The sequence below is a fragment of the Streptomyces luteireticuli genome (genome assembly GCF_041519305.1).
GTDB lineage: Bacteria > Actinomycetota > Actinomycetes > Streptomycetales > Streptomycetaceae > Streptomyces > Streptomyces luteireticuli.
In genome coordinates, this window is the sequence record NZ_CP167927.1 from 476,027 (window position 1) to 501,544 (window position 25,518).

Sequence of the window (25,518 nt, forward strand, 5' to 3'; positions counted from 1 at the left end):
CGGGTCTTACGGCTCGTCTTACGGCGTTGTCTTACGACCTCTCGATTCCCGCCAGCTCGCACTGCTCGGTCACGGCGGCGGTGAGTTCGGTCGCCACCGTGTCAAGCTGGCCGTCGTCGAGCCCTTGGTGCAACGGGATGCACAGGGTCTCCTCCGACGCACGCTCGGCGCCGGGCAGTGGCGGCTGCGGTCCGTAGGCGCCGACGAGATGAAGCGGCGCGTAGCGGAAGCTCGTGTAGATCCCGCGCCGGTACAGCCGGGTGGCGACCTCGTCGCGGATGCGCCGGTCCATTTGGACCCAGTAGAAGTAGTACGAGGGCTCATGTCCCGGCGGCGGCGGGGCCGGACGGCGCAGTCCCGCGACGCCCGCGAGTCTGCCGTGGTACCAGTGGGTGATCTCCCGCCGTCGCCGGACGAAGGACGGCAGCTTCTCCAGTTGCACCGACCCGATCGCCGCCGCGATGTCGTTGGTGATCGACCGGCGGCCGAACGGCCCCACTTGGAAGTCCCACCAGCGTCCCCCGTTACCGGCCTGCGCATACCCGCTGACCTGCCGCAGGCCGAGGTAGGCGAGTTCGGCGGCCCGGCGGGCCGTCTCGGGGTCCCTGGCGTAGAGCATGCCGCCGTCGCCCGTCACCAGGACCTTCATCGGGTCGAAGCTCCACAGGCCGATCTCGCCGAAGGTGCCGCAGGCGGTCCCGGACGCCCGTGAGGCCACCGCGCAGGCGGCGTCCTCGACGAGCGGGATCCCGCGGTCCCGGCACAGCGCGGCGATGTTCTCGATGTCGCCCGGGTAGCCGCCGTAGTGCAGCACCAGGACGGCCCGGGTGGCCGTGGTGAGCCTCGCCTCGATGTGCGCCGCGCTCGGGTTGAGCGTGGAGGGGTCGACGTCGCAGAACACGGGGGTGCCGTGCCGGGCCGCCACCGCGTTCGCCGCGCCGACGAAGCTCACCGAGGGCAGGACCACCTCGTCCCCCGGCCCGATGTCCAGCAGTTCCATGGCCAGGAACAGCCCCTCGGTGCAGGAGTTCAGCGAGACGAGCCGGTCGGCCGCCACACCGAGATGCGCGGCGAACGCCGCTTCGAACGCGCTGGTCCTGGGGCCCTTCCCCAGCCAGCCGCCGGCGAACACCTCGCGGATCTCCGCCAACTCCTCTTCACCCAAGGAGGGTTCGAATAAGTTGATCACCTGCGTGGCCCCTGTGCGGCGTCCGGGCGTTCCCAGCTGACCCGGTCGCCGTCGAGGTGCACCCCGGTGAGCCCCGTGCCGGCCATATAGGTCGCGACCAGTTCGCGCACCCCGGCGTCCGGGGTGAGGGTGATCTCCCCGTCGTGGATGGCCACCCGTTCCACTCCGCGTTCCCTCATGAACTCGATGATCTGCTCCTCGAAGTTCCGCCGGCGTCCGAGCACGCGCTGCCGGTGGTCGCCCCGGAGCCCGGGGTGCAGTACGTCGAGGATGAGCACCACCCTGTCCTCGGTGCCGCGGTGCCACACCTCGTGTTCGAAGGAGTCGTCGAAGACCAGGCACTTGCCTTCCTGCCACTGCATTTCCCGGTCCGCGACGCGGATGCCGACTCCGTCCGGCACGATGACCGGCAGGTGGATCCGCAGCAGCCCGTTGGTCGGCCCGCAGTGCGGCATGATGTGCGTGCCGGGGGAAACCCTGGACATCGTGATCACTCCCGGGCTGAGTTCGGTGACATCCGGGATCTTCTCCAGAATGTCCGAGGTGATCGGGAAACGTGCGCGGACGTGGCTCTGCCATCGGCCGTCCCGGTACAGGTGTGCCTGCTTCCAGGAGCCCTTGCGGATCAGTCCGGCGTCGTCGGTGGTCGGTACCACCGGGTCGAGCGGGGTGTCGAGCACCCGCTCGACCTCCGCCCTGATGCGGGGGTAGCTCTCCTCCAGATATCCGATGAACCAGAACTCGCCCGGATCATGGACCGGTTGTGCGCGCAGCCCGGGAATGTGTTCCCGGGCCCGTTGCAAGGGCTGGTCCCACACCCCTTGCCGGACCGCCGCGTCGGCGCACTCCATGGCCTTCTCCGTTTCGCCGGCGTAGTGCCAGGCGTCGATCAGGCTCGCGTAATAGCGCCGGATCATCTGGGTCAGGTAGGTCCGTGTGCCGACGGTGCCGGAGACGCCCGCGGCCTCGTTCTCGGTCATGTTCGCCCTCTCCTCCTCCCCAGCGGGTGGGGCGCTTTCTCCACAGTGGGGCGCTTTCTACACGGCGGACCAGCCGCCCCCGTCGAGGACCGCCCGGCTCCGGCCGGCGTCGACCACCCTGGCGTGGATCTCCGCCTTTCCGGCCACCTCGTCCGCGACCGGCAGGATGATCTTCGCGCGCCGGTACCACGGCTCGTCCCCCGTCCCCCTGAAGCTCAGGTAGAGGAAGCGTTCCTTGGGGGTGCCGTGGACGAACGGGCCGCCGAAGTCGGTGCGTTGGGGGCCGGGCGCCCTGCGCTCGCGCACGGTGAGGTCCACCTCGTAGCGCACCGAGCCGTCCGGTGTGCCGACGCCTTCGACCAGTTCTCCCGATGTGTCCTGCAGGCCGACGCCTTCCGCGTGCTCGGTCGGATCGGCCCAGGTCACCACCGCGCGCAGGGTCTGCTCAGCCATGGTCGCTCCCGGTGGCCGGTTCCGTGATGAGGTCGAGGTCGTCGGGCACGGCGAAGCCCAGTTCCCGTCGGCAGAAGCGCTCCCATTCCGAGGTGCGGGCGTCGAACACGACGTCCTCGCCGGGCCAGATCCCGGAAGTGACGGTGAAGTCGTGGTGCAGGTAGACGAGTGCGTCGTCGGGGGTCCGCCCGGCCTCGGCGGGCCAGTCGTGGTAGGCCCGCAGCGCCTTCAGCGGATAGGCCCGGCAGTAGGGCATCCAGGGGGCGGCCGGATCCTGGCCGCCGGACTGCTGTGCCCGCTCGCGCAGGATGCGGGCCGCGTCCCGGTGACCGGCCGCCAGCGCGATCCCGTACGGCGACCGTTCCTCCTCACCGGTGGCCAGCGGGTCCGCCCCCGCGTCCAGCAGGGCGGTCACCGTGGCCACGTCACCGTGGCCCGCTGCCCAGTCCAGCGCGCTCCATCCCGTCCCGTCCCTGGCCGTCAGCTCCTCTCTCGTCGGTGCCAGGTCACCGATCGCCTTGCTGTCACCGGTCTTGCTCGCTGTCCACAACGCGAGTTCGCGTCGGCTCCCAGCTGTCATCCGTGCTCCTCCGACGGTGATGCGCCTGCTGTCCACGCGGTCACCAAGGTGGTGATGGTCGGTGCGCGCAGAAAGTCCGTCAGCGCAATGGGGACTCCATGCTCTTCTTCGATCCGCTTCAGCAGCACCGCGGCGTCCACGGCGGTCCTGCCGTTCTGGAAGAATTCACCCGAACGATGTCCCGGACCGACGGCCTGCGCCCAGAGGCCGAGCAGCCGGGCATCGATCCGCCCCGCGTTCTTCGCCATCCAGTCGGCCTCGCACCGGGGGCGCGGCCGCGGGACGGGAGCCAGGGTGATCGTCTCCCCGGCCGCCTGAGGACGGATGCGGGAGAGCCGGATGTCCGGCCGCTCCAGGATCTGCCGCAGCACCGTCCCGTACCAGCGGAGCCACCTCGGCCCGGCGGCGGCGGTGTACAGCTCGGCGGTGCACCGGAGTTGGAGCACGAGCGGGCCGGTGCCGTGGTCGGAACAGTTGACGATGAGGTCCGCGTGCTCCGGGACCAGATGCGGCCGGGGGGACCCGTCGTCCGCACCGGCCACCGTCACCGAGAGCTCCGGGGACAGCCGTGCCTCGGCCCGCGGGGCGCTCAGCAGGTTGAAGTAGATCTGCTTGAGCGGGTGCGGCCTCAACTCCCGTGCCGGATCGAGCCCCTGCACCAGGTCGTCGTGCGTCAGGGTCCTCCTGCTGTGGGTACCGAGTACGGCGGCACGGGTCCGGTGCAGCACCTCGCGGAAGCCCGGGTCACCGGCGAGGTCGTTGTACATCACCCGGAAGTCCGACAGGGGGCCCACCAGCCCTGCCGTGAGGCTGCTCTCGCGGTTCGCCGACGAGGACGCGGTGACCAGCCGATCGACACCGCAGGAGCAGGCCAGCAGGGAGTGGAAGGCCGCCAGCAGCGTCACGAAAAGCGTGACGTTCTCCCGCCTGCTCCACGCCCGCAGTTGCTCGCTCACCGTGGGATCGAGGTGCTCGGTGTGCGTCCAGCAGCGTGCCGGTATGCCCGCGTCCCTCGGGTGGTCGGCGGGCAGCGGCAGCGCGGTGATCCCCCGGAGCCTTCGCCGCCAGCCCCGCAGTTCCTCGGCCCGGTCCTGCGGTGACCACTGCGAAGCCTGCCAGGCGGCATAGTCCGCGTAGTCATGGCCGTGCGCCCGCGGATCCGCCGGGCGGCCGGCCGCTCCCGCCCGGTAGAGAGCGCTCAGCTCCTGGCTGAGGACCGGGATCGACCAGAAGTCCGCCGCGATATGGGGAATCGACAGCACCAGCACATGGTCGGCGGGGCCGAACCTGACCAGCGCGAAACGGCAGGGAGGGCGCCGGTCGAGCACATACCCGCTCTGCGCGGCACGGTGCAGTTCCGCGAGTTCCCGACCGCGGTCGGCCTCGGTGGGCAGCGCGCCGAAGTCGACGAACGGCACGGAAATCCGGTCCGCCGGTTCGATGACCTGCCGGGGAGCCCCGTCCAGCACCGGGAACCTGGTCCGCAGCGATTCATGCCGTGCCACCAGCGCACGCAGCGCGGTGCGCAGCGCGGGAACCCGGAGCGGCCCGCGCAGCCGCAGCAACACCGCGTCATAGAGCGGGGTATCGCCGAACTCCTGGTAGTGGAGCCAGTCGTGGCGCTGGTTCGGGGACAGGTCGAGCGGCCGGTTTCTGGCGATCACCGGAACACGGCTCTGTGGCGGCGTTCTTCCGCCCTGGTGACGGCCGGTTCGTCCCGCCAGCAGCCGGCGCAGCGGTCCGTTCGTCATCGGGTCACCTCGGTGGTGGCCAGCCGGCGGTACAGCGGGTCCGACCGCATCAGCTCCGTGTGATGTCCGGCTGCCCGGATCCGTCCTTCGTCGAGTACGACCACCAGGTCGGCCCGGCGGGCCACCGCTATGCGGTGGGTGACCGCCAGGACGATGCGGGTCCTGGACCGGTCCGCGATCGTGCGCAGGAGGATCTCCTCGCTGTCGGCGTCCAGTTGTGAGGTCACCTCGTCCAGGAGCAGCACGTCGGCGCGGCGCAGCAGGGCCCGTGCCACCGCCAGGCGCTGCCGCTGTCCGCCGGAGACCGAGACGGCGCGCTCGTCGACCACGGTGTCCAGGCCGTGCGGCAGGCCGGTCAGCCAGTCGGCGAGTCCGACGGCCCGCAGGGCGTCGAGCGCTTCCCGGTCGTCGGTGCACCCGGTGCCGTAGCGCACGGCCTGCCGGATCGTCGTGCCGAGCAGTGGTGCGTCCTGTTCCACGTAGGCCAGTCGGCGGCGCAGGTCGGAGCGCCGGAGAGCCCGGATGTCGACGCCGTCGAGGAACACGCGTCCCTGCTCGGCGTCCAGGAACCGTTCGATGAGGTTGAGCAGTGTGGTCTTGCCGATGCCGGACGGTCCGGTGACGACGGTGAGCCCGTGGGGGACGTGCAGCGAGATTCCGTTGAGGACCGTGGTGCCGTCGTAGCCCGCCGACACCTTCTCCAACACGATGCCGGTGGGCGGCCGTTCACCGGCCGGGGCCGGTACCGGGACCGCGTCGGCGTCCGCTCCGTCGGGTTCGGCCGGGACGGCCAGGACCCGCTGTATCCGGCCCAGTGCGGCGAGTCCTTCCGAGACCGCGCTCGCCGCCTGGGTCATCGCCCCGATCGGGGCCCGCACATACATGACGTACAGCAGGAAGGCGACCAGGTCGCCGAAGGACAGCGTGCCCGCGGCGATCTTCGCCGCGCCCATGCCCAGCGCGGTCAGGAACATCACGTCCATGATCACTCCGCTGCACGCGCCGACGAGCGCGGACCAGCGGGCCGCCTGTGCGCCCTGCCGGTAGGCGGCCTCGGCCCGGCCGACGACGCCCCGGGCCTCCTGTGCCTCGGTGCCGGACGCCTTGACCGTACGGAACGCCACGAGCACCCGTTGGAGCCCGGTGAGCATCTCGCCGACGCCGGCCTGCGTCGCCTCGGTCGCCCGGTAGAGCCGGCGCAGGACCAGCCAATCGATGCCGCCTCCGAGGACGGCGATCGCCAGCAGCACCAGCGCCATCGTCAGGTCGGTCAGCGCCATCAGCAGCACGGTCGCCAGCAGCACCAGCGGGGCGCCCGCGCCCCGGACCAGTGCCTCGGCCACGGCGCGTTCCAGCAGCGTGGTGTCGCTGCCGACCCTGGAGAGCACATCGCCGACGGGCTCGCGCTGCACCGCCACGGCCCGGGCCCGCAGCAGCGCGCCGATCATGTCGGAGCGCACGCCGAGCACGATCCGCTGTCCGAACCGGCCCAGGAGATAGTTGCTGGTGAACAGCAGCACGCCGGACAGCACGGCCACCCCGCACAGCGCCACCAGGCCGGGCGCGAAACCGGCGCCGGTGGAGACCGAGTCCAGCAGCCACTTCACCACGCGCGGCTGTGCCAGCACGGTGCCGTAGGAGAGCAGGTCGAGGACGAGCAGCCCGGCCATCGCCGCGCCTCTGCCCCGGCCGAGCCTCCACAGCAGCGGCAGCTGCGACCGGGCGGACGGCGTCGAGTCGCTCACCGGTACTCGTACCTGGCCTTTCCGTCCCGGAGTTCGATGGCCGACGCGTTGTTCTCGCGCAGGTATCGGGTGATGAGGCCGGTGACACCGTGGTCGGCGGTGAGCCGCAGGGCGCCCTCGGTGAGTTCGGCCCGCCGGATTCCGCGCTCGCTCATGTAGGAGCCGATCCGCGCGTCGAATTCGGAGCGGGCGGACAGGATCCAGTCCCGGACGCTGGGGTCGAGGGCGTGGTGGGAGACATCGAGCAGCAGCACGACCCGGGGCTCCGTGCCCTCGTGCCAGACCTCGTGCTCGAAGGAGTCGTCGAAGACCAGGCACTCGCCCTCCTGCCAGCGGAGGGTCCGGTCCCCGACCCTGATCCGGGGGCCTTCGGGGACCCTCAGGCCGAGGTGCACCCGGTGCCGTGCGTTGGATCCGCCGCAGTGCGGCCGGATGTGCGTACCCGGGTAGAGCCACGACAGGGTGACCACGCCCGGGCCTCCGCCGCCGGCCTCCGGAATGCCCTCGACGACGCTCGCGGTGACCGGGAACCGTTCGCAGACGTCGGCGAAGCGGTGTCCGGCCTCGTAGAACGTGACCTGCTCCCACCGGCCCCGGTCCAGCAGTGGCTCCTCCACCGGGAGGAAGCCGTCCGGGAACTCGGCGGTGACCGCGTCGAGTTCGGCGCGGATCCTGGGGTAGCTCTCGGCCAGGTAGCCGGTGAACCAGAACTGTGCCGGATCGAAGACCGGGCACGGCTCCAACGAGGGCACGTAGTGTTCCGGGCGCTGCTCGGGATGGCGCCAGATGCCCTGGGCCACGGCGAGTTCCGCGCACGCCCGCGCGGCCTCCCGGTCGCCCTCGGCGAGCAGGGCGTCGATGAGGTCGCGGTAGTGCCGCCGGGCTTCGGTCGTGCGCCGGATGCCGGCGCCGGGGGCCGTGCTCATCGAAAACCTCCGAGGAGACCACCCTGGCCGGCGCGGTGCTGGTCCGGCCTCGGCAGTGCGCGGATATCACGGATGATCTTGCTGGTGGACAGGTCGTCGACCGTGCTGAGCAGTTCGACGGAGCCGCCGAGCCGTTCCACCAGCGGGGCCTCCGGCAGCGTCCGGCGGGTGTAGTCGCTGCCCTTGACGTAGTGGTCCGGCCGCAGCCGTGTGATCAGTTCGGTCGGGCTGTCCGTCTCGAACGGCACGACCAGGTCGACGCACCCCAGGGCGGCCAGCACCCGCATGCGCTCCGGCAGCGGGATCACCGGCCGGGACGGTCCCTTGAGCCTGCGCACGCTCGCGTCGGAGTTCACCCCGACCACGAGCAGCCCGCCGAGTGCCTTGGCCCGGCTGAGCAGGGACACATGGCCGCCGTGCAGGATGTCGAAGCAGCCGTTGGTGAACACGACCCGCCGGTCGCGGTGGGGCATGTCGGTGAGCCAGCGGGGCAGTTCGCCGTCCGCGAGGACCTTCCCGGTCCCCGACAGCCGGCGGCGCAGTTCCTCGGCGGTGCAGTTCGCCGTGCCCTGCTTGCGCACGGCGATGTTCGCGGCCGACGAGGCGAGTTCGGCGGCGGTACCGGGGTCGGCGCCGGCGGCCAGTGCCATGGTCAGCGCCGCGGTGAAGGTGTCCCCGGCCCCGATGGTCATCCCGGCCTCGCCGTCGGTGTAGGTGCGCAGGCTCGGGCGGCCGGCCTGGACGACCACCGCGCCGTCACGGTCCAGGGTGATCACCGCCAGGCCGGCGCCGCTGCGGTCCAGCACCTGTCGGGCGTGGTCCATCATCTGCCGCACCCGCCCGCCACCGCGTGCGGCCGTGGGGATGCCGAGCAGGTTCAGGGTTTCCGCGTGGTTCGGTGTGACCACGTCGGGCCGGATCGCGCGGAACGCCGCCGGCGTCCTGGAGTCGACCACGAGCAGCGGGCGCCGGGGCGAGGCGGCCAGCACGGCCCTGACCTCGGGGGTGAACGTGCCATAGCCGTAGTCGCAGGCGATCACCGCGTCGCACCAGGGGAGTTGTTCGCCCAGCGCGGCGGCCAGTGCGGCGGAGACGCCCGGGCCGATCGGTTCCCTGCTGCCCTCGTCCATCCGCAGCAGCATCTGCCGCGGTGCCAGTACGCGGGTCTTGACCACCGTCGACCGTGTCCGGTCGGTCAGCAGGTGCCCGGTGCCGACCCCGGCCGACGCCATGGCCCGGCGGAGCCGCTGTCCGGCGGGGTCCGCGCCGACGACGGCCAGCAGCCGGGTCTCCCCGCCGAGCGAGCTGAGGTTGGCCGCCACGTTGGCGGCACCGCCGCACTGGTCGGCCGTCCGGTCGACCGCGATCACCGGAGCGGGGGCCTCCCGCCCCAGTCCCGCCGGATCGCCGGTGATGTAGCCGTCCACGATGGCGTCCCCGACGACGACGGTCCGCACGCCGGCCGTCGCGGCCAGCAGGGCCAGCAAGTCGATCGTCATGACCCGGCCCCCTGTCCGTCGTGGGAATGCCGCCGGATGTGGTCGGCCATCCCGGCGATGGTCCCGGTCTCCATCAGGACGCGGACGGACAGGCTCACCCCGAGCCGTTCCTCGACCGCGCCGACGATCCGGATGGCAGCGACCGAATCACCGCCGAGGTCCAGGAACCGCTGCTTCCGGCCGATCTTCTCCAGCCCCAGTGCCGCACGCCACAGCCCGGCCAGCTCGCGTTCGAGCCTGCGGCGGCGATACCGGCCCACGAGCCCGGGACTCATGGCCGCCTCCGCCTGCTGACGACGGTGTGCGGCAGCACCAGGTAGTCCAGTCCCGCGTCCAGCAGGGTGCGTACCGCGTCCCCGGGGGTCTCCGCGATCGGCTCCCCCTTGGTGTTCAGGCTCGTGTTGAGCACCAGGGGCACTCCGGTACGCGCCTCGAAGGCGGCGATCACATCGTGGAAGGCCGGGTTGTCCTCGCGGCGGACGGTCTGCAGCCGGGCGGTGCCGTCGACGTGGGTGACCGCGGGCACCGTCGGCTTGCGCACCGGCGAGGCGCGCAGCATGAACGGGCTGTCGGCGAGCCCGAACCACTCGGTCGCCCGTTCGTTGAGGACCGCCGGTGCGAACGGCCGGAAGTGCTCCCGGAGTTTGATCTGCGCGTTGAGCCGGTGGCGCATGGTCGGGCTCCTCGGGTCGGCGAGGATGCTGCGGTGTCCCAGGGCCCGCGGGCCGATCTCGCCGGCGCCGTCGAACCAGCCGACGACCGCGCCGTCGGCGATCAGGCCGGCGGTCGTGCCGGTGTAGTCGTCGACGGTGTCCACGTGCAGCTCGCTCGCGTGCTCGTGCAGGGCGCGGCGCTCGGTCTCGGCGGAGTAGGTCCTGACGGAGTACATCAGCTCCGTGGGGTGGTGCTGGCGCCTGGGATGTCCCAGTACGTGGTGCCAGTACCACAGGGCGGCGCCGATGGCGGTTCCGTCGTCCCCGCACGCCGGATGGAAGTGGATCCGCTCGAAGTCCGAGGCGGCGAAGGCGGGTTCGGTGGCCACGACGTTCAGTGAGGTACCGCCGGACAGACACAGGTTGCGCCCGATCCGGTTGCGGACGGCGATCGGGCCGAGCTCGGCGAACAGCGCCCGCATCTGTTCGTCCAGCCCGCGCTGCACGTAGTACGCGAGCCGCGCGTTGAGTTCCCGGTCCCCCACCGTGACGGGAACCGGGTCCCGGTCGGCCAGGGCGACCAGTTCGTCGAAGCTCTTGATCGCGGCGGAGGCCGGGATCCCGGGTGCGGCGGTCGCGCCGTACGGGGCCAGTCCCATCACCTTGCCCGCGCCGACGATGCTCGTCCCGAACAGCCGCTCGGCGACGTAGCAGTAGCCGACGTTGGCGTTGAACCAGGCGTCGAAATCGCGCCGCAGCGGATACAGCCTGGTGTCCCGGCCCAGGTAGGCGCGGCAGCCGATGGGGTCGATGGCGACCGAGACCGCCGAGTCGAACGGCGAGGTGTAGAAGCTCGCCGCGGCGTGCAGCAGGTGGTGTTCGGGGTTGACGGTGCACGGCAGGCGCGTGCCGTCGATGTCGACCCGCGCACGGCGCTGGTCCACCCAGAACTCCAGCCAGGTCTCCTTGAGATCGGAACCGTGCAGCAGGGCGATGTCCGGCGAGTCCATGGTGTGCAGATTGCACAGGAGCACGTGGTCCACGTCGGACAGTGCGAGGCCGGCCTGGTCGAGCAGCTCCGCCAGGTCGGCCGCGCGCAGCCCGGGGTGTTTCTTGCGCCGGGAGAATCGTTCGGTGGTGACGAAGCCCGCCATCCTTCCTTCGGACAGCAGGACCGCGGCGCCGTCGTGATTGAAGTTGATCGACAGGATGTTCCGGACCGATGTCGCCGGTGGTTCAGTGCGCACGCGAGGCCCTCGCTTTCCCGGGCTCGGACGCCGTGGTCCCGAGCAGCCGTGACACCACGGGCCATACCTGGTCGACGTCGATGTCGGACAGGCACCTCGGATAGGGGCCCGCGGCGCGGGAGTAGGGGATCGGGCAGTCGTACGCGCAGTGCCTGTCGGCCAGTTCGCCGGCCCGGTGGGTGAGCGACTGGCACGGATAGCGCAGCGACACCCCGTAGTGGTGCGGGTAGATCCTGGCCCAGAGGAACTCGGTGCCGGTGGGACCGTAGAGGACCACGGCCGGCAGGCGCACGGCCGCGGCGATGTGGGCGAGCGCGGAGTCGTTGCCGACCAGGAGATCCATCCCGGCCAGCAGGTTCGCCGTCCGGTCGAGGCTGTTGCCGGTGACCACCTCGACGACCGCCTCCGGCGCTCCGGCCGTGATGGCGGCGGCCAGCCCGAGCAGGTCCGCGCGGTCCTCACCGGTGCCCAGCAGATAGCAGGCGGCACCGTACTGTCCGATCGCGCGACGGCACAGTTCGGCGTAACGGTCGGGCGGCCAGCGGCGGTTCCACTGCGGGGCGCCGCCGGGATGCACGGCGAGCAGCGGCACTCCGGAGGGCAGGTCCGGCACCGGCCGGGCGGTTCTCGGCAGCGGCGGCACCACGGCACCGGGCCGGAGCCCGGCCAGGCCGAGGGCCGAGGCCAGCGCCGAGGCGTGGTCGAACAGGTCGGCCCGGCCCAGCAGCGGCGGGGGGAGCCGGAGCGGATGGGTGAGGTCGCCGGGGGCGGTGCCGGGACCGCTCAGCCCCAGGCGGACCGGGATCCCGGCCTGCCGTGCCTCCGCTGCGCCCAGCCCCCTGCTGTCCGGGTCGACGAAGCACACCCGGGCGCCGAGCGCGGCCAGTTCGCGGCGGAAGCGTGCCCAGCGGTGCGGGTCCTGGTCACCGGGGTCCGGGCACTCCAGCACATCTGTCGCGTAGCTGTGCCGTTCGAAGAACTCCGCGAACCGTTCCGCCACCGTGCTGCCGGTGACCATGGTGAGCCGGGCCTTCGGGAAGGCCCGGCGGAGCAGGGCCGGTGCGATGTTGCGCTGCACCAGGTCGCCGAGTCCCGGTTCCACCAGGCGGGCGAGGACACATACGCCGTCCACCGCCGTCACTCCGGGCGCCGTGCCAGGGTCGCCCGACCGGTGAGGGTGCCGAGGTCGACGGTGGCGGCACAGGTCAGCGGTACGAAGTCCAGCTCCAGGCGCCCGTCGAGCCGGACCGTCCCGGTGCCGGCGGTGAAGTCCGCCCCGGCCATGTCGCAGTCCTCCGCGGTCAGTTCCACCCCGAGTTCCGTGCCGTCGGTGGCGGTGAACCGGAGGAAGACATAGCCGCGGTCGATCGACTCCTTGAGCGCGGCGGCGGTGCGGTCGGGGCGGAGGGAGACCTCGACCGGGTGCGTGCCGGTGGTGAGCCGGTCCACCAGGGTCGGGGTGTCCGCGAACGGGTCCTCGGGCACCTCCTCGAACAGTCCGTCGGGGTTCTCCTCCATGAAGACGCGCAGGCTCAAGGGGCGCATGTCGGTCCAGACTTCGTCGATGTAGGACAGGCACTCCTCGCGCCCGCCGGTCTTGCCGACCGCGGTCCAGCCGTCGGGCATGTCCTGGTCCACGGGCCAGATCGAATACTGTTCCTCGATGTTGCGCACCACGTGGTAGGTGCGCTCGTCCACCGTCTCGGTCATGGGGGCGGATACTCCTTATTGTTGGCAGATGTCCGGCAGCGGTGCGGCCGGATCGGCGCTGACCTGATCAATCAACTGTTCCAGCATGTCGAGCAGTTGGGCCACGGAGGTTTCGGTGAGATCGGGCTGGACGTAGTCGAGGACGAGCACCATGTCGTCGTCGAGTTCTCCGATATGGACATCGAGCACGACGCCGTCGGCCGGTGCGGTGCCCTCGCGACCGGCCGGGCCGAGCAGGTCGGCCTCCCGGAACAGCTCGATCGAGATGCCCTCGGCCGGTGCCCGCTCGTTCCTGGTCCGGGCGCTGCGTGGCGGGTTCCGGCAGAAGTGCACGGCGACGTCCCACCGGGCGGCCGTGTACGGCGTCCGCAACGCGCCGGTGCGCAGGCCGTGGTCGAGTAGGCGCGGGTAGGGCAGGTAGTGCACCACCGCATCAAGGAAGCCCGTCTGGGTCCGCTGCACGACCTCGGGGAAGGCCGGGCCCGTCAGGCCGTCGAGGTCGACGCGGAAGGCCAGCCGGTCGGTGAACGGTCCGAGGACCTGGCCGAGTCCGTAGGAGTCCCGCAGATCGAACTCGCAGCAGAAGCCGGAACCGCCGGGCCTGCCCTGTGCGCGCAGGCACCAGGCCAGCAGGGCGACCACCGCGAGCGAGCCGTTGCCGCCCAGGGGGCCGCTGCCGCCGGTCAGCGCCGCCCAGCGCCGCGCGTCGATCCGCAGCCGCTCGGTGCCGGTCCGGCGGTGGGTGGTCCGGGGGCTGCGCACGGGGATCCCGAAGAGGGGGAACTCCTTGCTCCACCAGCGCCGTCGGGCCTCGTCCACGGCGGGCGTGCCGACCGGGTCGAAGCCGGCCAGTTCGCCGGGGTCGCGGTAGGCCGCGGCCCGGAAGCGGCCGAAGTACGCCTGGAGCACCGCTCCGAGCGCCGTGTACAGGGAGCGCGCGTCGAGCGCGTCCCGGGGCGCGACCAGGCCGAGTACATGCCGGTGTTCGGCGAGGGGCACCCAGTGGAACCGGATCGGCGGTCCGCCGTCGTGGCCGGCCGGGCGGTCGCGCTCGGCCAGGAGCAGCGCCACGCAGGACGCGGCCGGGTCCCCCGGCCCGAGTTCGTCCGCGTCGTGCCGGCGCAGGTCGGGGGCGAAGCCGGCGAACGGCGGCGCGGCGGCCACGGTGCGCACCGCGGCGGCCAGCCGGTCGGTGTCCATCTCGCCGTCCGTCCGGAGCGCCCGGACATGTCGTCCCGCCCCGGTCTCCAGGAGTGCGCCGGGAGGCCGCGGGGTGGGCTGGGACCGCTGTGTCCTCATGGGATCACCCCGGCCCGTGCCGCGTCCCAGGACAGCGGAGCGGTCATGGCGACCGCGACCAGGCGGTCGCCGGTGTAGGGCTGCCGTCCGTGTGCGGCGAGCAGGTTGTCCACCAGCAGCACGTCCCCGGCCTGCCAGTCCAGCGCTGCCTGCTCGGCCGCGTAGGCGGCCCGGAGGTGGTCGAGCACCTCGTCCGGGATCGGCTCCCCGTCCCCGTAATAGGTGTTGAGGGGCAGGTCCGCCTCGGGGAACTGGGCCCGGAGCGCGGCGGAGATCTCCGTCGGCAGGCTGCTGGTGTGGAAGAAGACCGCGTGGTTGAACCACACCTGTTCACCGGTGCCGGGGTGGACGGCGACCGCGGGCCGTACCTGGCTGGTCCGCAGGCGGTCGCCCGTGCCCCATTCGGTCTCGATGTCCCGTTCCCGGCAGTGCCGTTCGACCTGGGCGCGCTGCTCGGTCTGGAACGCCTCGCGCCAGTCCATTCCCAGACCGGTCCCGTAGTTGCGGACGTAGCGCACGCCGCGCTGGGCGAATCCGGCGCGCACATCGGCCCGGATCCGGCCCAGCACCTTTCTGGCGTCCGCCAGGGGTGTCGCGCCGCCGGTCGCCGCCGGCCGCAGGCAGCAGAACACCAGGCGTTGCGGGAACTCCCGCTGGTAGGAGTTCTCGTGGTGCAGCGGGATCGGCTGGTCGGCGGGGTGGTCGGTGGCGGTGTAGACCCGGTCGCCGAGTGCGGTCCTGGGCGAGGACCGTTCCAGGTAGGGGGTCGGATCACCGGCCAGCGCGCGGAGCACCGGGCCGAATCGGTCCAGGTCGACGCCGAAGCCCCGGAAGAGCACGGCGCCGTGCGTGTCCAGCCAGGTCCGCACGTTCTGTGCCGAGCGGGTGGCCCAGTGCGCGAGGTCGACGCCCGCTTCCGTGGCGAACACCCGCAGCGGCAGGGTCGCGCCGGCCGGTGGCCCGGCCGTTCGCACCCGGTCCTCGGGGCGGGAGGACACCCGGCGCCGCTGTCCGGGCCGTGGGCCGCCGGCGCCCGCCGTCATGGCCGTGCCCCTTGCTGTTCCCGCCGGGCCGTCCGGCCCGGACGGTCGCCGGTGATGTCCGGGATGCCGCCGAGCAGGGCGTGGACGAACCGGTCGTCGGGGCGCAGCCGCAGCGGTTCGCGCAGGGCCTCGGCGTCCACCGTGCCGATCGGGCAGAGGCCGAGGCCGGTCTCCGCCGCGACCGTCATCAGCAGCTGGGTCATCGCCCCTGCCTCGAACACCGCGAATTCCCGGGCGAGTTCGCCGTAGAGGGGGGTGATGGCGTCCATCCTGCTGATCAGGTAGAGCACGAACGCCGACTGGTGCAGGGCCGCCCGGTTGATCTCGGCGTGTGCGGCGGCCGGTACTCCGTGGCCGGTGCGGACGGGGATGATCTCGGCGCGGCCGGGGTGGACGTAGTAGGTTCCCGCGGCCAGGTCCGTGACCCGGTCCGGTGCGATGTCGGCGTAGAGGCCCAGGGGGTAGGCGCTGCCCGCCGAGGGGTACCAGTACTTGTCCTCTCCCGCGTGCCGGGTCCGGCGTACGGCGCCGAGCAGCGTCGCGAGGTCGGCGAAGGCGACGGGAGCGGGCGCGAACCGCCGGTGGCTGCGGCGGGCAGGGATCCGCGGATCGGCCGCGCCGCCGAGGGCGATCCCCGCGACCTCGTCGTACTCCTGCCGGATGCCGCGGTGGGTGTCCTTGAACACCTGGCGTTCCACCAGGCCGACGAGTAATTCCCCTTCGGGCGCGGGCGGTTCGGCGTCCGTGGCGAGGTGCGGGCCGACCATCACCGCGATCGAGGGGAACCGCAGCAGTTCCTCGACCGCGACGGCGATCCCGAGTTCCTCCTCGATCACGGTGGCCAGCCGCACCAGCTCCACCGAGGTGGCACCCAGATCGATCAGGTTCATCTCCGGGTCGATCCCGTCCACTCCGAGGACCCGGCAGGCGATCTTGGTGGCCGAGGCCAGCAGCGCCCGGCCGTGCGCCGCCACCGGTCGCCGGTCGGCGGCGGGTTCGGGCGCCGGGCCGCGGGTCGCGGCGAGCCGGCCGCGGTCCACCGTGCCGTCGGGGGTGAGGGGGAAGGCGTCCAGGATCTCGATCCTGCTGGGCAGCAGATACGGAGAGACCTTGCGGCGCAACTGGTCGAGCAGTTCCTGTCCGGTGCGGCTCGTCCCGGGCACGAGGCGGACGAAGCCGAGCGCGCTGTCGTCGGCCACCGTGACCACCGCGGCGGCCCTCACCCCGTCCATCGCGGCCAGCGCCACTTCCGTGTCGTGTACGTGCAGCCGCCTGCCGTGGACGAGGAGTTGCGCCGACGCGTGTCCGACGGTCTCCACCGTCCCCGACGGGAGCACCCTGCCGAACCAGGCGGTGCGCAGCAGGGGTTCACCGGATTCCGGGTGGACGGCCCACCGGTCGGTGCCGGTGACGGACCGGTGCTGTGCGCAGTCCGCGGCCAGACCGCCGTAGTGCACCTGCCCGGTGACCCAGAGCGGACAGATCCCGCCGTTCTCGGCCAGCACGTGGAGGCGTTGATTGCGCATCGGGCCGCCGATCGGAGCCGAGGCCATGTCGGTTTCCCGGTCGGACAGGTCGCAGCAGGCGGTCCAGGCCCCGTGCTCCTCGGCGGCGGAGAGGTGGGCGACGGCGAGTTCCGGGCCGGACAGCCGGCGGAGGCGCCCGAGCAGGGCCCCGGTCAGCGGTTCCCCGCTCAGCAGCACCAGCCGCAGCGGCCCGGGCAGCCGCTCGCCCCGGCGTTCCAGCTCGGTGAGCAGCAGTTCCAGCAGGGTCGGCGTGGAGTTCCATACGCTGATCCGCTCCCGGGCCAGCAGACCGGCCCAGGCGGCGGGTTCCCGCAGGTCGATGTCCTCGCCGAAGACCAGCGCGGCGCCGGTGAGCAGACCGAGACAGCTCTCCCTGATGCCCTGCCCGGAGGCGATCGGGGCCAGGGCCGTGATCCGGTCGTCCGGTCCGATCCCGAACCGGTCGCCGAGATCGGCCGTCATGTTGAGCAGTTCCCGGTGGCTGATCTCCGTGACCGCGCCGGTGCCGTCGTCGTCGGGCAGCACCACCGCGGTGTCCCGCTGGTCACGGGACGGCGGTTCGGCGGGCGCCGTCGCCGGCACGCGGTCGACCGCGGTCGTGGCGGTCCCGTCCGGCCAGCTCAGCCGGTCCAGCAGCCAGGACTGCGAGACACATGCCGAGATCCGGCCCCGGTCGAGCTGCCGCCACCGGGAGACCTGCGGCAGGCCGGGGTCCACCGGCACCGGCACCGCGCCCGCGCGCAGGATGCCGAGCAGACCGGTCACTTGGTCGGCGCCCGGCTCGACGCACAGGGCCACCCGGTCCCCCGCCCGCACCGCCTGCCGGCCCAGTGCCGCGGCGACAGCGTCGGCGGCGGCGAGCAACTCGGCCCTGGTGTGCCGGTGACGGGGTCCCTGTACGGCGAGCGCGTCGCCGTGCTCGGCCGCCAGTGCCGCGACCGTCTCGTCCAGGGTGCCCGGCGGGATCCGTCCGGTCACCTCGTTCATGCGCAGCAGCAGTGTCCGCTGCTCGGCGGGAAGCACCGAGAAGCTTTCCCCGGCCATGCTCATGCTGGGTCGCCTCCACTTTCCACGGCTGCCGCCGCGAGGTTCGCAAGGACCGTCCTGAACGCTTCGAACATGCTCCGCACCAGCCCGTCCGGGAACGCGGCGGCGACGAAGTCCCAGGTGCAGACGAGCTTTCCGGCCTGTTCGCCGACCTGGTGGTCGAGGAGCACCTGCGGGGTCTGGCTCACCGCGTACACCGTTCTGGCCCGCCAGGCGGGCGCCCGGTCGGCCGGCAGCGCGCCGTCCGACAGCAGGGTGCTGGTGAACACGACGGGCATCGCCGAGTCGTCCCGCCGGCGCGGATCCTTGCTGCGCAGCATGCGCAGCACCTCCACGCCGGTGACCGTCCGGTGGTCCAGGTCCCTCCAGAGCCGGTCCTGCAGGCGTTTGGCCCGCGCGGGGAACGAGGACGCGCCGGAGCCGTCGACGGCGAGCAGTGTCGTGGCCGTGAAATCGCCGACCAGCGCGTCCACATCGGGATGCAGCGGCAGCCGGTTGAACGTGGTGACGTTGAGGGTGAACCGCGGGCTGTCGCTCCAGGCCGCGAGGACCTCGCAGAACGCGGCGCAGATCGTCGCGGACGGGGTGAGGCCGGCCGCGGCCGACCAGTCGCGCACCGCCTGCCATGCCGCCGGGCCGAGTTCGGTGTGCAGGCGGTGGAACTCCGGGCGGGTCAGCTCCGCCGGCCGTCGCAGCAGTGGCAGGCCGGGGGCGGGCGGCAGTTCGGCGAGCCGGTCGGCCCAGTAGCGCTGTGCCCGGCGGTGGCGGGGACCGTCCTTGAGCTTCTCGGCCGCCAGCACGTAGTCGCGGAAGGTGCAGCCGGGCACGGGCAGTTCGGCCGCCGGGTCATGGTAGAGGGCGAGCAGTTCGCCGGTGAGGATGCGGGTGCTGTGCGCGTCGGCGATCAGCAGGTCGACGCTGATGTGCAGCCTGGTGGTCGTGGTGTCGAGGCGGTTGGCGCGCAGCTCGAACAGCGGCCATTTCTCGGGCGCCTTGACCTGGTGGGACATCGTCCCGCGGAGCTCGGCGAGCCGGTGTGCGACGGCGTCGGGTGCCCGGTCGCTCAGGTCCGAGGTGTCGATCCGGTAGGCGGGCACGGTGGCCAGGACCTGTTGGCGGCCGTCGCGCCGGACGACGGTCCGCAGGGCGTCGTGCCGTTCGATCAGCAGGCGGAGGGCCTGTTCGAGCCGGGGGACGTCGAGGTCGTCGACGTCGAGTTCCAGGTAGCTGTGGGTGGAGACGCCGCCGAGCCCGAAGCCGGTCCGGCGTCCCAGCCAGTACGCCTGCTGGATGTCGGTGAGCGGGAACGGCTCGGTCCGCTCTTCCGGACGGGCCGTCAGCACGGCCGGCGGGTCCGTCCCGGGGCCGCCGGTCCCCTGCGCCGCGGCCACGGCCTCGGCCAGCGCCGCGAGCGTCGGGTTGTCGAACAGCCCGGTCAGCTGGATGCGGACGCCCAGTTCCTGCTGGAGTCTCGCGACGAGCCGGATGGCTTCCAGCGAGGTGCCGCCGAGCGCGAAGAAGCTGTCCTGCGGCCGGACGCTCGGCACGGCGAGGAGTTCGGCCCAGATGGCGGCCAGTTCCGCCAGCAGCCGGCCGTGCCGCCGGGGGTCCGCCGCGCCGCTCGCCGGTGCCGTCCGCCGTTCCCGGCGCGGCAGTTGTGCGTGCAGCGCGGCCCGGTCCACCTTGCCGTTGCCGGTCAGCGGGATCCGGTCGAGCCGGTGGAACTCGGTGGGAATCATGTACGGCGGCAGGACGGCGGCGAGCCGGGTCCGCAGCGTGGCGGGTTCCCGGACGGTGTCCGGCTCGGCGACGAAGAAGGCGGTCAGCCGCCGTTCCGTCCCCGGTTCGCCGGGCGCGACCACGGCCGCCGCCCGTATCTCCGGCAGCCGTTGCAGCGCCGACTCGACCTCGCCGAGCTCGACCCGGTAGCCGTTGATCTTCACTTGGCCGTCCTGTCTGCCGAGGAACTCCAGGTTTCCGTCGGGCAGATGGCGGGCCAGGTCGCCGGTCCGGTACAGGCGCTCGCCGGTCACCGGGTCGCGCGGGAACCGGAACCGGGTCTGTTCCTCGTCACGCCAGTACCCCCGCGCGACGCCGGCGCCGCCGATGTACAGCTCGCCGGCCACCCAGTCGGGACGCGGCCGCAGCCGGTCGTCGAGCACCCGGACCGACTGGTTGGCCATGGGCACGCCGTAGGGGATGCTGCGCCAGGCGGGATCGACCTCGCCGATGGGGTACCAGACCGACCAGATGGATCCCTCCGTCGCGCCGCCGAGGCTCATCAGCTGTGCTCCGGTGGCCAGCGCGCGGAGCCGGTCGGGCAGGGCGACGGGGATCCAGTCGCCGCTGAGCAGGACCAGCCGGAGTGTGGCGAGCGCGGTCGGTGCGAGCTTTCCGGCGTACTCGGTCAGGACTTCCGCCAGCGCGGGCACCGAGTTCCAGATCGTGACCCGTTCCCGGGCGACCAGTTCGGCCCAGTGCGCCGGGTCGCGCCGTTTGTCCTGTGCGGGGAGGACGACCGTGCCCCCGGCGGACAGCAGGCCGAACAGGTCGTAGACGGCGAGGTCGAAGCTCAGGGAGGAGACCGCCAGGACGCGGTCGTCCCGGCCGACTCCGAACCGCCGGTTGACCGCGTCGATGGTGTTCGCCGCGCTGCGGTGGTCGATCATCACGCCCTTGGGCGTTCCGGTCGAGCCGGAGGTGAAGATGACATAGGCGAGGTCGGCGGGGTCGGTGCGGATCCGCGGCGGACCGTCCGGGCGGTCGGGGCCGTCCGGCCGGTCGACGGCGATCACCCGTACTCCGGCCGGTCGCGGCAGCCGGTCCGCCAGCGCCCGCCGGGTGAGCACGGTGCGCAGTTCCCCGCGTTCCATCAGGTGCAGCATGCGTGCGTCGGGCAGTTCGGGGTCCAGCGGCAGGAAGGCCATCCCGGCCGCCAGGACGCCGAGCGCGGCGACCACCTGCTGCCAGCCCTTGCCCGTGGCGATGCCGACCAGCCCGTTGTGGGGGTCGCCGGTGCGCAGCAGGGTGTTCGCCACCCGGTGGGCCCGTTCGGCCAGTTCCTGGTAGGTCATCCTGGTTTCGCCGTCGACCAGCGCGAGGTGCGTGGGTTGTGCGACCGCGCGGGCGAACACCGGTTCGTGCAGGCAGTGCGGCCGCGGGGCGGTGGTGTCGGTGGCGGTGAGCGCCGACCGGACGGTCTGCTGCGCGGCGGGGAGCGCCGGTTCCCGGATGCGGGTCCAGTGCGCGGGGTCGGCCACCAGGTCGGCCAGGAGCCCGCGGTATGCGTCGAACATCGCGTCCAGCACGCCGGGGTGGAACAGTTCGTCGACCGCGTCCCAGTTGAAGGCGAGAGCGCCGTTGTTCTCGGCGACCTGGTGGTCCAGGTGCACCTGCGGGGTCTGGGTGATCCCGTGGCCGAGTGCGCCCAGCGGGGCGCGCCCGGCCTCCGCCGTGCCGGACGCGGTGGTCAGGGGCAGGTTCGAGGTGAACACCACCGGGGTCAGCAGGTGCGGCGGGCGGCCGTGCTGCCGGGCCCACTCCCGCATGACCCGGACACCGCTGACCTGGGCGTGGTCCAGGTCGGTCCAGAGCAGTCGGTGCAGGGCGGTGGCGCGGTCCGCGAAGGGCGCCGCGGTGCGGTGGTCCACTTCGAGCACGGACAGCGCGGTGAAGTCGCCGACGATCAGGTCGACCTGGGGGTGCACCGGTTCGCGCCGGAACACGGTGAGCATCAGGCTGTAGTGCGGGCGCCTGCTCCACCGGGTCACGGTCTCGGCGAAGGCGGCGAGGAGGACGGAGGAGGGTGTCAGGCCGAACTCGGCGGCCCTCGCCTTGAGTACCGACCAGTCCGCGGGGTCCAGCGTGCCGGAACGGCGTACGAAGTGCGGCCGGTCGATGCTCTCCGGTGCGGTGGCCAGGGGCAGTTCGGGTCCCTCGGGCAGGTCGGCGAGGCGGTCGTCCCAGTACTGCCGGGCGGCGCGGTGCTCCGGTCCGGCCCGTCGGCGTTCGGCGGCCAGCACGTAGTCCCGGAAGGTCAGTTCCAGCGGCGGGTATGCGTGTTCCCGGCCGGTGTAGCGGTCGGTCAGCTCGGCCATCACCAGCCCGAAGCTGTGGGCGTCGCAGATGAGCGCGTCGATGCTGATGTGCACCAGCGTGTCCCCGCCGGGCAGCAGGGAGGCCCGGACGTCGAACAGCGGCCACCGGTCGGCGGGCAGCACCTGGTGGGACAGTTCGGCCCGCCGGCTCGCCAGCCGTGCCGCCCGCTCCGCGGCGGTGTCCCGTCGCAGGTCCTGGACGGCGATCCGGTAGGGGGGAACCGACTCCAGCACCCGCTGGGTGCCGTCGTCCGACACCACGGCGCGCAGCATCGGATGCCGCTCGATCACCGCCCGCAGTGCGGCCCGGAACCGGCCGAGGTCCAGTCCGGTGGCGGTCAGCTCCAGGTAGGCGTGGGTGGAGACGCGTCCGAGCACCAGGTCGGCGTCCCGGCCGACGAGGTAGGCCCGTTGGATGTCGGTCAGCGGGAACGGCGCGTGCCGTGCCGCCGGGTCGGGGGCCGGACGCGCCGGGGCTTCCGGTGGATTCCGGTGTCCGGCCGCCGCGTCGAGCCGGGAGGCCAGTGCTCCGGCCGTCGGCGCCGCGAGGAGGTCGCGCAGCCCGACCGGGGTCCCGAGCCGCTCGCGGAGCACCGCCGCGACCCTCGCCGCGAGCAGCGAATTGCCGCCCAGCAGGAAGAAGTCGTCGGACGGGCCCGGTCGGCGCGCGACCGGCAGCAGTTCGGTGAAGACGTCGAGCACGGCGGCCTCGGTCGGCCCGGTGACCGGTCCGGGCCGCTGCTCCGCCGTCGGTGCCGGGTGCGGTCGCAGCGCGCGCAGCCGCCGCCGGTCGACCTTGCCGCTGGCGTTCAGCGGCAGCTCCGCGATCAGGTCCACGGTGGCCGGCATCGCATAGGCGGGGAGCCACTTGCGCAGGAATCCGGTCACGTCGTGCGGCGGCCGCGCCTCGTCGGTGGCGACCGCATACGCGGCGAGCAGGGGTGCGCCGATGCTGTCGGGGCGGGTGACGACCGCGGCGGCGCGGATTCCGGGATGCCGCAGGAGGGCGTGCTCGACCTCGCCCGGCTCGACGCGGTGGCCGCGGATCTGCACCTGTGCGTCCAGCCTGCCGAGGTACTCCAGGGTCCCGTCGGCGCGGCGGCGCACCGCGTCGCCCGTGCGGAACCAGCGTTGCCCCGGCCCGCCGTCCCGCACCGGTCCGAACCGGGCGGCGGTCTCCCGGGGCCGCCCGTGGTAGCCGAGGGCCAGCCCGGCTCCGCCGACGTGGAGTTCGCCGAATCCCAGCGTCGGCGCGGGCAGGCCGGCCGGGGTCAGCACGCGGGTGGCCACGCCGTCGATGGGGCGGCCGATGGGGACCGTCGCCGGGGTGTCGCCGGGTTTCACCTCGTACGCGGTGGCGTCCGCGGCGACCTCGGCGCAACCGTAGAGGTTGAGCAGCCGGTGGCCGGGCAGGCACCGGTGGAACCGTTCGGCGAGGTCGGTGCCGAGCGCTTCGCCGCTGCTGACCCAGGTGCGCAGGTCCGGCAGCCGCCGGTGCAGGTCGGGCTGGTCGTCGAGCAGGATGCGCAGCAGGGTCGGCACCACCACGAGCCGGGTCACCCGGTGTTCGCGCAGCCGGGCGACCAGCCGCTCGGGGTCGGCGGTGTCCTCGTCGCCGAGCAGCACCAGCGGCACGCCGGACAGCAGCGGGCCGAAGGTCTCCCACACCGCGTCGACGAAGCCGGGGGACGTCCTGGCCGCCCAGACCTCCGCGCCGGTGGCGGGGTGGGCCCGCTGCATCCACCGGACTCGGTTGAGGACGCCGCGGTGGGTGCCGAGGACGCCCTTCGGCGGGCCGGTCGAGCCGGAGGTGTAGATCAGGTAGGCCGCCGACTCCCGGTGGACGGGCCGGTGCGGGCGGGGTGCCGGTCCGGCCGGCTCGTCCGGGTCGTCGACCGTCATCGGGGGGCTGTCCGTCGTGGGACAGCGGGGCAGCAGCCCCGTGGTGGTGAGAACGTACCGGGGCCGGGCGTCGGCGACGATCCCGGCGAGCCGTTCGGCGGGCTGGGCCGGGTCCAGCGCCACATAGGCCGCTCCGGCCTTGAGCACCCCGAGCACGGCGACCACCGAGTCGACCGAGCGGGGCAGACAGCAGGCGACCCGGTCGCCGTCCACGACTCCCCGCGCCCGCAGGTGTCCGGCCAGTCGGTTGGCCCTGTGGTCCAGTGCGCGGTAGCTCACCGAATGCCCGCCGGCGACGATCGCGATCGCGTCCGGGGTGCGGTCGGCCTGGCGCTCGAAGGCCGCGGCTATGCTGTCGGGCCGCTCGTCGGCCGCCGGTGGTGCGGGCTCGGCGGCGGCCGGTGGGGCCAGCAGCCGGTCGGCGGTCAGGCCGGGGTCGTGTGCGCACCGGTCCAGCACGGTGTGCAGTTGCCCGGCGAGGAGCGCGATCGTGGATGCGGTGAACAGGTCCAGGTCGTACTGGCAGGAGATCCTGATGCCGTCGGCCTGTTCCCAGATCTCGACCGTCAGGTCGAACTGCGCCGCCCCCAGCTCGATGTCCGGCTGTTCGGCCGTCAGGCCCGGTAATTCGAGGGTCGGCTGCGCCTGTTGTGCGACGCACAGGACCCTGATCGGGGTGTCGCCCGCGCCGTCGGACCGGTGCAGCTCCAGCAGTTGCTCGTAGGGCATCTCCTGGTGGGCGAGGCTCTCCAGGGTGGAGGTGCGGGTCGCCGCCCAGAGTTCGCGGAAGGTCTGCCCGTCCTCGACCCGCAGCCGTAACAGCACGACGTTGACGAAGTAGCCGATGAGCCGGTCGAACTCCGGCCGGGTGCGGCCGGAGACGAGGGTGCCGACCGCGAGGTCGCGCTGTCCGGTCCAGCCGTGCAGCACCACCGAGAGGGCGGTCAGCACCAGCATGAACAGGGAGCCGCCGGTCCGCTGTCGCAGTGCGCCGAGGCGGCCGGCCAGCTCCGGTCCGATCAGGAGGCTGTGGTTGGCGCCGGCGCCGCGTCCGGTGGCCGGCCGCGGACGGTCCAACGGCAGCTCGGTGTACGGCAGGTCGGCGAGCCGGGCGCGCCAGAAGCCGGTCAGCTCACCGGCTTCCGGTCCGGCGAGCCGTCGGCGTTGCCAGGCGGCATAGTCGCGGTAGCCGAGCGCGGGGGACGGCAGACTCACCGGCCGCCCGGCGGTGAGCTCCCGGTAGCAGTCCGAAAGGGCCTGCGCCAGCACGCCGTTGGACCAGCCGTCGGTGATCGCGTGGTGGATGCCCAGCAGGACCAGATGGTCGTCGGGGCCCAGCCGGAACAGCACCGTGCGCAGCAGTGGTCCGCGGCGCAGGTCGAAAGGGCGGCGCGCCTGGGCCCGCAGCAGTGCGCCGAGCCGCTCGTCCCGGTCCTCGGCCGCGGCCGGGTGGGAGAGGTCGACCAGGAGGAACGGCATCGTGATCCCGTCGGCGACCGAGCAGACCAGGCTTCCGTCCTCGGCCTGGTACAGGCGGGTGCGCAGGGATTCCTGGCGTCGTGCGACGGCGTCGATCGCCGACCGCAGCGCGAACGGGTTCAGCGGGCCGCGCAGCCGGACCGCGGTGGCGTAGGTGCAGGCGGCCGGCGCCAGTTCGTTGAGCAGCCACATCCGTTCCTGTCCGAAGGAGGGCCGCGTTGTCCCGGCCGTGGGTGCCGGGGAGGCCGTGGCCGGGCCCGGGGAGAGCGTCCGCTCGAACAGCGCCCTGCCCTCGGGGGACAGCGCGGTGATCCGCCGCCGCAGCTCCGCCGCCTCCGGCTCCGCCAGCCCGGCGAGGATCTCCTCCAGTGCCGGTTCCGTCATGACCGCCC

The 25,518-nt window shown here is 72.7% G+C and carries 15 protein-coding genes and 1 pseudogene; all 16 read right to left on the reverse strand.

Features of this window, described 5'->3' with window-relative positions; genetic code table 11:
• Positions 1 to 31 precede the first annotated feature (31 nt).
• On the reverse strand, positions 32 to 1,189 hold the full coding sequence (locus tag AB8735_RS02175) for a DegT/DnrJ/EryC1/StrS family aminotransferase (protein WP_372404792.1): 1,158 nt from the start codon (positions 1,187 to 1,189) through the stop codon (positions 32 to 34).
• Positions 1,186 to 2,169 (reverse strand): aspartyl/asparaginyl beta-hydroxylase domain-containing protein, encoded by a 984-nt coding sequence (locus AB8735_RS02180; protein WP_372404795.1) that lies wholly within the window; start codon positions 2,167 to 2,169, stop codon positions 1,186 to 1,188. The genes AB8735_RS02175 and AB8735_RS02180 overlap by 4 nt, the downstream gene beginning before the upstream one ends.
• A gap of 57 nt (positions 2,170 to 2,226) precedes the next feature.
• A complete protein-coding gene (locus AB8735_RS02185) occupies positions 2,227 to 2,622 on the reverse strand; it encodes a DUF5990 family protein (RefSeq protein WP_344026601.1) in 396 nt (131 codons plus the stop codon).
• Positions 2,615 to 3,202, reverse strand: coding sequence for a hypothetical protein (locus AB8735_RS02190; protein ID WP_372404798.1), 588 nt, complete (start codon positions 3,200 to 3,202; stop codon positions 2,615 to 2,617). Before AB8735_RS02190 ends, AB8735_RS02185 begins: the two co-directional genes overlap by 8 nt.
• Positions 3,199 to 4,953: a condensation domain-containing protein gene (locus AB8735_RS02195; protein ID WP_372404801.1), complete on the reverse strand. Its 1,755-nt coding sequence runs from the start codon at positions 4,951 to 4,953 to the stop codon at positions 3,199 to 3,201. Before AB8735_RS02195 ends, AB8735_RS02190 begins: the two co-directional genes overlap by 4 nt.
• Positions 4,950 to 6,698, reverse strand: coding sequence for an ABC transporter ATP-binding protein (locus AB8735_RS02200; RefSeq protein WP_372404804.1), 1,749 nt, complete (start codon positions 6,696 to 6,698; stop codon positions 4,950 to 4,952). The genes AB8735_RS02195 and AB8735_RS02200 overlap by 4 nt, the downstream gene beginning before the upstream one ends.
• Positions 6,695 to 7,624 (reverse strand): aspartyl/asparaginyl beta-hydroxylase domain-containing protein, encoded by a 930-nt coding sequence (locus AB8735_RS02205; protein WP_372404805.1) that lies wholly within the window; start codon positions 7,622 to 7,624, stop codon positions 6,695 to 6,697. The genes AB8735_RS02200 and AB8735_RS02205 overlap by 4 nt, the downstream gene beginning before the upstream one ends.
• On the reverse strand, positions 7,621 to 9,123 hold the full coding sequence (gene rfaE2, locus AB8735_RS02210; RefSeq protein WP_344026612.1) for a D-glycero-beta-D-manno-heptose 1-phosphate adenylyltransferase: 1,503 nt from the start codon (positions 9,121 to 9,123) through the stop codon (positions 7,621 to 7,623). The genes AB8735_RS02205 and rfaE2 overlap by 4 nt, the downstream gene beginning before the upstream one ends.
• Positions 9,120 to 9,398, reverse strand: coding sequence for an acyl carrier protein (locus tag AB8735_RS02215; protein ID WP_344026614.1), 279 nt, complete (start codon positions 9,396 to 9,398; stop codon positions 9,120 to 9,122). The genes rfaE2 and AB8735_RS02215 overlap by 4 nt, the downstream gene beginning before the upstream one ends.
• Positions 9,395 to 11,023, reverse strand: coding sequence for a carbamoyltransferase C-terminal domain-containing protein (locus AB8735_RS02220; RefSeq protein ID WP_372404808.1), 1,629 nt, complete (start codon positions 11,021 to 11,023; stop codon positions 9,395 to 9,397). The genes AB8735_RS02215 and AB8735_RS02220 overlap by 4 nt, the downstream gene beginning before the upstream one ends.
• Complete coding sequence (locus AB8735_RS02225) at positions 11,013 to 12,155, reverse strand: glycosyltransferase family 9 protein (RefSeq protein ID WP_372404809.1); 1,143 nt, start codon at positions 12,153 to 12,155, stop codon at positions 11,013 to 11,015. Before AB8735_RS02225 ends, AB8735_RS02220 begins: the two co-directional genes overlap by 11 nt.
• Before the next feature lie 377 nt (positions 12,156 to 12,532).
• Positions 12,533 to 12,733: pseudogene (locus tag AB8735_RS02230) on the reverse strand (MbtH family protein); the annotation flags it as partial.
• Between the two features lie 15 nt (positions 12,734 to 12,748).
• Positions 12,749 to 14,032 carry a hypothetical protein gene (locus AB8735_RS02235; protein ID WP_372404812.1) on the reverse strand — a complete coding sequence of 428 codons (1,284 nt, stop codon included), beginning with the start codon at positions 14,030 to 14,032 and terminating at the stop codon, positions 12,749 to 12,751.
• On the reverse strand, positions 14,029 to 15,075 hold the full coding sequence (locus tag AB8735_RS02240) for a TauD/TfdA family dioxygenase (protein ID WP_372404815.1): 1,047 nt from the start codon (positions 15,073 to 15,075) through the stop codon (positions 14,029 to 14,031). Before AB8735_RS02240 ends, AB8735_RS02235 begins: the two co-directional genes overlap by 4 nt.
• On the reverse strand, positions 15,072 to 17,651 hold the full coding sequence (locus tag AB8735_RS02245) for an AMP-binding protein (RefSeq protein WP_372404818.1): 2,580 nt from the start codon (positions 17,649 to 17,651) through the stop codon (positions 15,072 to 15,074). Before AB8735_RS02245 ends, AB8735_RS02240 begins: the two co-directional genes overlap by 4 nt.
• Positions 17,648 to 25,510, reverse strand: a complete 7,863-nt coding sequence (locus AB8735_RS02250; protein WP_372404820.1) for an amino acid adenylation domain-containing protein — start codon at positions 25,508 to 25,510, stop codon at positions 17,648 to 17,650. Before AB8735_RS02250 ends, AB8735_RS02245 begins: the two co-directional genes overlap by 4 nt.
• Between the last annotated feature and the right edge of the window lie 8 nt (positions 25,511 to 25,518).